A 7,016-nucleotide genomic window follows, 5' to 3' on the forward strand; every position below is an offset into this window, starting at 1 on the left:
GTGAACTGAATGCTTGGTAAAGAAGAATTGCACAATCAAGAAATGATCGTCGTTTTGGACTTTGGAAGTCAGTACAATCAATTAATCACACGAAGAATTCGTGAGTTTGGTGTTTATAGTGAGCTCCACCCGCATACAGTTACCCTTGAAGAAATCCAGGAAATCAATCCAACGGGAATCATTTTCTCCGGCGGACCGAATAGTGTCTACGGTGAAGATTCATTCCGTTGCGATGAGCGTATCTTTGATCTTGATATTCCGATTCTGGGAATCTGCTATGGCATGCAGCTGATGACGATGCACTTCGGCGGTAAGGTGGAACGTGCGAAGCACCGTGAGTACGGAAAGGCAGCTATCAACATCGAGAAGCAGTCAAAATTATTCTCGAACCTTCCGGAAGAGCAAGTCGTATGGATGAGTCACGGGGACCTTGTCGTAGAAGCACCTGCAGGATTTGAAGTGAATGCAACAAACCCTTCATGTCCAATTGCTTCCATGAGTAACGAGGAAAAAGGATTATATGCCGTTCAATTCCACCCGGAGGTCCGTCACTCAGTGCACGGAAACGAAATGCTGAAGAACTTCGTTTTTGAAGTATGCGGATGTACGGGCGACTGGTCCATGGAGAACTTCATCGAAATGGAAATGGACAAGATCCGTCAAACAGTCGGTGACAAAAAAGTTCTTTGCGCATTAAGTGGCGGAGTCGATTCTTCCGTTGTTGCCGTATTGATTCATAAGGCAATCGGTGATCAACTGACATGTATTTTCGTCGACCACGGCCTGCTTCGTAAAGGGGAGGCAGACAGTGTCATGAAAACATTCGCTGATGGCTTTAACATGAATGTCATTAAAGTGGATGCACAGGACCGTTTCTTGAATAAACTAAAAGGCGTTTCCGACCCTGAGCAAAAACGTAAAATCATCGGAAATGAATTCATCTACGTATTTGATGATGAAGCAACTAAGCTGAAAGGCATCGAATATCTTGCACAAGGGACGTTATACACAGACATCATTGAAAGTGGCACGGCGACTGCGCAAACAATCAAATCTCATCATAATGTCGGCGGGCTTCCTGAAGATATGCAGTTCACTCTGATTGAGCCATTGAACACATTATTCAAAGATGAGGTTCGTGCATTAGGTTCTGAACTTGGGATTCCTGATGAAATCGTATGGCGTCAACCATTCCCGGGCCCGGGTCTTGGTATCCGTGTACTTGGTGAAATTTCTGAGCAGAAGCTTGAGATTGTCCGTGAGTCTGATTATATCCTCCGTGATGAAATCAAAAAGGCCGGACTTGATCGCGACATCTGGCAATACTTCACTGTTCTTCCGGACATCCGAAGTGTAGGAGTAATGGGGGATGCCAGAACCTATGACTACACGATCGGAATCCGTGCCGTTACTTCCATTGACGGTATGACTTCAGACTGGGCACGTATCCCTTGGGACGTACTTGAGAAGATCTCCACACGTATTGTTAATGAAGTCGATCATATTAACCGTGTGGTGTATGATGTGACGAGTAAGCCACCTGCTACGATTGAGTGGGAATAGAGAAAAATAGTTAAAAAGTTGTCAGGCATCTTCCAGGTCGAATCCATTCGACAATCGGGAGGTGCCTGTCGTTTTTTGTATTAAACGAACAATATGAAAAAAATATATAATAATGTTCGTATTTTGTGTTGACGGACACGTTTCCCGTTGGTACAATTGTACTGTATTCATAACAAAACATTATAAAAGTATTACGTCGTATAATTTCGGGAATAGGGCCCGAGCGTTTCTACCAAGCTACCGTAAATGGCTTGACTACGAGGTGATGGATAATAGGGCCGGTACTCGGTTCCGAATGATCTTGATCTTAACAGTCAAAGCCTTGAACTCTGGTAGTTCGAGGTTTTTTTATTTTCTACGGCGACTCTATAGGAGGAGTACAAGAATGAGGAATTTCTTTCAGTTTGACCAGCTAGGAACGAATTATAAAAGGGAGATCATCGGGGGATTGACCACCTTCCTATCCATGGCCTATATCTTAATCGTTAACCCACTAACGTTAACCCTTCAATCTGTGCCGGATCTTCCGGACAGCATGAGAATGGATTACGGTGCCGTGTTCGTGGCAACAGCATTGGCTGCGGCCATCGGGTCGTTGATCATGGGATTGATCGCCAAGTATCCGATCGCTCTGGCACCGGGAATGGGCTTGAATGCCTTTTTCGCTTACACAGTCGTATTAACCATGGGTGTACCTTGGCAATCAGCTTTAACAGGAGTGTTAATTTCAGGGCTGATATTCATCGCTTTAACATTATCGGGTATCCGTGAAAAAATCATTAACTCGATTCCGGCCGAATTGAAATACGCTGTTGGAGCAGGGATTGGACTATTCATTACATTCATCGGGTTTCAAAATGCAGGAATCATCGTTAACAACGATGCAGTATTAGTGGGTCTTGGTGATTTGACAAATGGAACCACATTACTTGCAATCTTCGGCATCATCATTACCGTTATCTTAATGACGAAAGGTGTCAAAGGTGGTATTTTCATCGGGATGGTCATAACGGCCATTGTCGGAATGGTTGCAGGATTGATTGATACACCGGAAAGAGTAGTGGACGCAGCACCAAGTCTCGCACCGACTTTTGGGGCAGCCTTGGAACCTTTATTCAATGATGCAGGCAGTATCTTTACAATTCAGATGCTTGTGGTCATCCTGACGTTCTTATTCGTCGATTTCTTTGATACAGCCGGTACTCTTGTGGCTGTAGCCAACCAGGCAGGATTGATGAAAGAAAACAAATTACCACGTGCCGGCAAAGCATTATTCGCGGATTCATGTGCAACAGTAGTTGGAGCAATCTTAGGGACATCTACAACCACGTCATATATCGAATCATCTGCAGGGGTTGCAGCAGGAGCAAGAACGGGATTCGCCTCTGTGGTAACAGCCGTCTTATTCGTTCTTTCAATTTTCTTCTTCCCGTTACTTGGTGTCATCACATCGGCTGTAACGGCTCCGGCATTGATCATTGTCGGGGTGTTGATGGTGTCTTCATTAGGTGAAATCGACTGGAAGAAATTCGAAGTAGCAGTACCGGCGTTCCTTACCATTGTCGCTATGCCCCTTACGTATAGCATCGCAACTGGTATCGCCATCGGATTTATCTTCTACCCCATCACGATGATCATGAAAGGTCGCGTGAAAGAAATACACCCGATCATGTACTTCCTATTTATGATCTTTGTATTATACTTTATATTCCTGGTGTAAAAATAGGCACCTATCATGAGAAGCTGATCTCCTGCAGATCAGCTTCTTTATGGTTTTTATTGAGAAAAGTGTAGAAAATAAATAAAGGGAATAGTGTCGAATGTAGAGAAAGTAGTAACAAGGTTAGAAGTAAGAATTGAAAAAAGGGTGAGTTTTCGTTAAAATCATGGAATCGGATAGTGTCGAAAATGGTCGGAAATATAGGGAGAATTGACGATGTCTACTTTAAATGTGAAAAAAGTCTTGAATAATAACGTATTGATTGCCGTTCACGAAAGCTTTGGGGAAGTTGTGCTGATCGGGAAAGGGATCGGATTCAATCGGAAAAAGGGAGACCCTATCCAAAATGATATAGCGGAAAAAATGTTTGTCCTAAAAGGGGAAAAAGAACAAGAACAGTACAAAAACCTTCTTCCTTTTTTAAATGATGATATGTCAAACGTCATTATTTCTGCTATCGAGTTAATCAGGAAAAGAACCAATTCTTTTCTTAACGAGCATATTCACATCGCCCTCACAGACCATATCCTATTTGCCATTAATCGATTAATGAGAGGAATGGAGATACGGAATCCGTTTCTGGTGGAAACGAGAACGTTATACCCATTTGAATATGAAATAGCACGAGAAGTTGTCAGCATGATCAATGAAATGACCGATGTACATTTGCCGGAAGGGGAAGTAGGATTCATTGCCCTTCATGTTCACAGTGCCATGATGAACAAGGATCTTTCCGAGGTAAATCAGCATTCCCAATTGATCAGCCGCCTGATAGGAATGATCGAACAACAGTTGGACGTTGAAATAAACAAAGAGAGTGTCGACTATATGAGGCTTATCAGGCACATTCGCTATACAATTGAACGGGTTTTGCGTGGAGAAAGAGTAGAAGAACCAGAAAAAATTGCAAAACTGTTGAAAGAAGAATACCCTGTCTGCTATAATCTATCGTGGAAGCTGATTAAGATGATGCAGCAAACATTACAAAAGCCCGTATATGATGCAGAGGCAGTTTACCTCACGATGCATCTCCAACGGATTCAAAATAAAGTGAATTAACGTACTTATCTTTCTAACGTGTTACTGATTCGATCAGGCATGAGTGAAGAAGATAATTGAAACGTGTATTTTGGGGTAGTCTATCCATATACGTTCATTATCCTCTTTTCTCATGCCTTTTTTGTTTGGCGCAATCATCTAATTAGTCGAAAACAGAAAATAAAGGGAGGAAACTCACATGTTTAAAAAGGCTTTCGGTGTTTTACAAAAAGTCGGTAAAGCATTAATGCTTCCAGTTGCGATCTTACCGGCAGCGGGACTCTTACTTGCGTTTGGTAATGCGCTACAAAATCCAACGCTCCTAGACATTGCCCCATTCCTTGCTAACGGCGGCGTTGAAACCGTTGCCAGTGTAATGGAACAAGCGGGTGGAATTATCTTTGGAAACTTGGCACTGCTCTTTGCAGTAGGTGTTGCGATCGGTTTAGCCGGTGGAGAAGGGGTAGCCGGTTTAGCGGCTATCGTTGGTTTCTTGATCATGAACGTAACAATGGGTACGGTTGAAGGATTAGGTATTCCTGATGTTACAGGTGATGGTGTGGACCCGGCAAATGCAATGGTCCTCGGGATTCCAACCTTACAGACAGGTGTATTCGGCGGTATCATCGTCGGGATTCTGGCAGCTTCAATGTACAATCGTTTCTATCAAATCGAACTTCCTTCGTACTTAGGATTCTTCGCAGGTAAACGATTTGTTCCTATTGCAACAGCAGCATCTTCCGTCGTATTAGGATTATTGATGTTACTGATCTGGCCACCGATCCAAGATGGCCTTAACACATTCTCAAACTTTATGCTTGGTGAAAACAGAGCATTCGCAGCATTTGTATTCGGTGTGATTGAACGTTCACTTATTCCGTTTGGTCTACACCACATTTTCTACGCTCCATTCTGGTTCGAGTTCGGTTCTTACACATCTGCAGCAGGTGATGTTGTGCGTGGAGACCAGGCGATCTTTATGAAACAAATTCAAGATGGTGTACAAGACCTGACAGCAGGTACGTTCATGACTGGTAAATTCCCATTCATGATGTTTGGACTTCCGGCAGCAGCATTGGCGATCTACCATGAAGCTAAGCCTGAACGTAAAGCAGTTGTAGGTGGGATCATGGCGTCTGCTGCCTTGACGTCATTCTTGACCGGTATCACAGAGCCGATCGAATTCTCATTCTTGTTCGTAGCACCAGTCCTATTTGGAATTCATACGATCTTTGCCGGTCTTTCATTCCTGACCATGCATCTATTAGATGTCAAAATCGGTATGACATTCTCAGGTGGATTAATTGACTACGTACTATTCGGATTGATCAACCCGCAAACGAATGCCTGGATCGTGATCCCCGTAGGTATCGTATTTGCCTTCATTTACTACTTTGGTTTCCGTTTCGCTATCCGTAAGTTCAATCTTATGACTCCGGGACGTGAAGACGTAGATGAAGACGATGACGCACCGGCAAGTTCAGCTGGCGATCTTCCTTACAACATCCTGGAAGCAATGGGTGGACAAGAGAACATCGCTCACTTAGATGCATGTATCACGCGCCTTCGTGTTTCTGTTAATGACGTGAAAAAAGTGAACAAAAACCGTCTGAAAAAATTAGGGGCTTCAGGTGTACTTGAAGTGGGAGATAACATTCAAGCGATCTTTGGACCGAAATCAGACACAATTAAATCACAGATGCAAGACATCATCCGTGGGAAAGCTCCACGAAGAGTAGAAACAAATGCAAATGAAGAAGTAGAGCAGCAAATTGAAGAAGTGAACCCGGATGCTCTTCAAACAGAACGAAACAACGAAAAGTTCGTCGCTCCGATCACTGGGGAAATCAAAGATATCACAGAAGTACCTGACCAAGTTTTCTCAGGTAAAATGATGGGTGACGGATTCGCTATCGTACCGACAGAAGGAACAATCGTTTCTCCTATCACCGGTAAAGTCGTAAACGTATTCCCGACAAAGCATGCCATCGGACTTGAGTCAAAAGCAGGCCGTGAAGTCTTGATCCACGTTGGAATTGATACAGTGAAGCTGGAAGGTAAAGGATTCGAAACCCTAGTAAAAGAGGGAGACCAGGTTGAAGCAGGTCAACCACTATTAGAGGTGGATCTTGATTATATTAAAGAAAACGCGCCTTCCATCATGACACCGATTGTCTTTACAAACCTTAAAGAAGGTCAACAAGTAACAATCGAGAAATCTGGTAACGTTAACCGTAACGACGAAAATATCATTAAGATCGATTGATTCTCTTATAAAAACCGGCTCACTCTCCACCAAGGAGAGTGAGCCGGTTTTATTATGTTCTTATATAGAAGAAAGCAGGCAGGTGGAACAAGAGATTGAGACACCTTTAAAAAGGATTTGAGAGTTTTTAAAATAAATCTATTAAATCTATTGACGAATATCTAATAGCTTGATATACTTTAAAAACCGTCGCAAGAGAGCAGCGGGTTACATAACAACATTTAATGGAATCATAAAACATTTCAAAAAAAGTTGTTGACAAACACACTGCATTCTTGATATGATGGTCAAGTCGCTTCGAGAAGAAGCACTTACACATTGAACCTTGAAAACTGAACAAAACAAGACAATACGTCAACGTTAATTCTAGATTTATTTTTAAAGAGCTATTCAAACTTTTATCGGAGAGTTTGATCCTGGCTCAGGACG

The 7,016-nt window shown here is 42.8% G+C and carries 4 protein-coding genes and 1 riboswitch; all 4 genes read left to right on the forward strand.

Features of this window, described 5'->3' with window-relative positions:
- Positions 1-9: 9 nt before the first annotated feature.
- The 4 genes from guaA (at position 10) to ptsG (ending at position 6,587) form a co-directional block, all read left to right on the forward strand.
- A complete protein-coding gene (gene guaA, locus BAA9072_RS22605) occupies positions 10-1,563 on the forward strand; it encodes a glutamine-hydrolyzing GMP synthase (protein WP_201716830.1) in 1,554 nt (517 codons plus the stop codon).
- A gap of 176 nt (positions 1,564-1,739) precedes the next feature.
- A riboswitch (purine riboswitch) is annotated at positions 1,740-1,841 on the forward strand.
- Positions 1,842-1,948: 107 nt separating this feature from the next.
- Complete coding sequence (locus tag BAA9072_RS22610; protein WP_201716831.1) at positions 1,949-3,283, forward strand: NCS2 family permease; 1,335 nt, start codon at positions 1,949-1,951, stop codon at positions 3,281-3,283.
- A gap of 216 nt (positions 3,284-3,499) precedes the next feature.
- A complete protein-coding gene (glcT, locus tag BAA9072_RS22615) occupies positions 3,500-4,342 on the forward strand; it encodes a glucose PTS transporter transcription antiterminator GlcT (protein ID WP_201716832.1) in 843 nt (280 codons plus the stop codon).
- A gap of 178 nt (positions 4,343-4,520) precedes the next feature.
- A complete protein-coding gene (gene ptsG, locus BAA9072_RS22620) occupies positions 4,521-6,587 on the forward strand; it encodes a glucose-specific PTS transporter subunit IIBC (protein ID WP_201716833.1) in 2,067 nt (688 codons plus the stop codon).
- Positions 6,588-7,016: the final 429 nt, after the last annotated feature.

The sequence above is a fragment of the Rossellomorea arthrocnemi genome, assembly GCF_904424705.1.
Lineage (GTDB): Bacteria > Bacillota > Bacilli > Bacillales > Bacillaceae_B > Rossellomorea > Rossellomorea arthrocnemi.

Bases quoted from the DNA above. Each gene is read 5' to 3' on its own strand.
- BAA9072_RS22610 (WP_201716831.1), top strand. From the start codon at position 1,949: ATGAGGAATTTCTTTCAGTTTGACCAGCTAGGAACGAATTATAAAAGG.
- glcT (WP_201716832.1), top strand. From the start codon at position 3,500: ATGTCTACTTTAAATGTGAAAAAAGTCTTGAATAATAACGTATTGATT.
- guaA (WP_201716830.1), top strand. From the start codon at position 10: ATGCTTGGTAAAGAAGAATTGCACAATCAAGAAATGATCGTCGTTTTG.
- ptsG (WP_201716833.1), top strand. From the start codon at position 4,521: ATGTTTAAAAAGGCTTTCGGTGTTTTACAAAAAGTCGGTAAAGCATTA.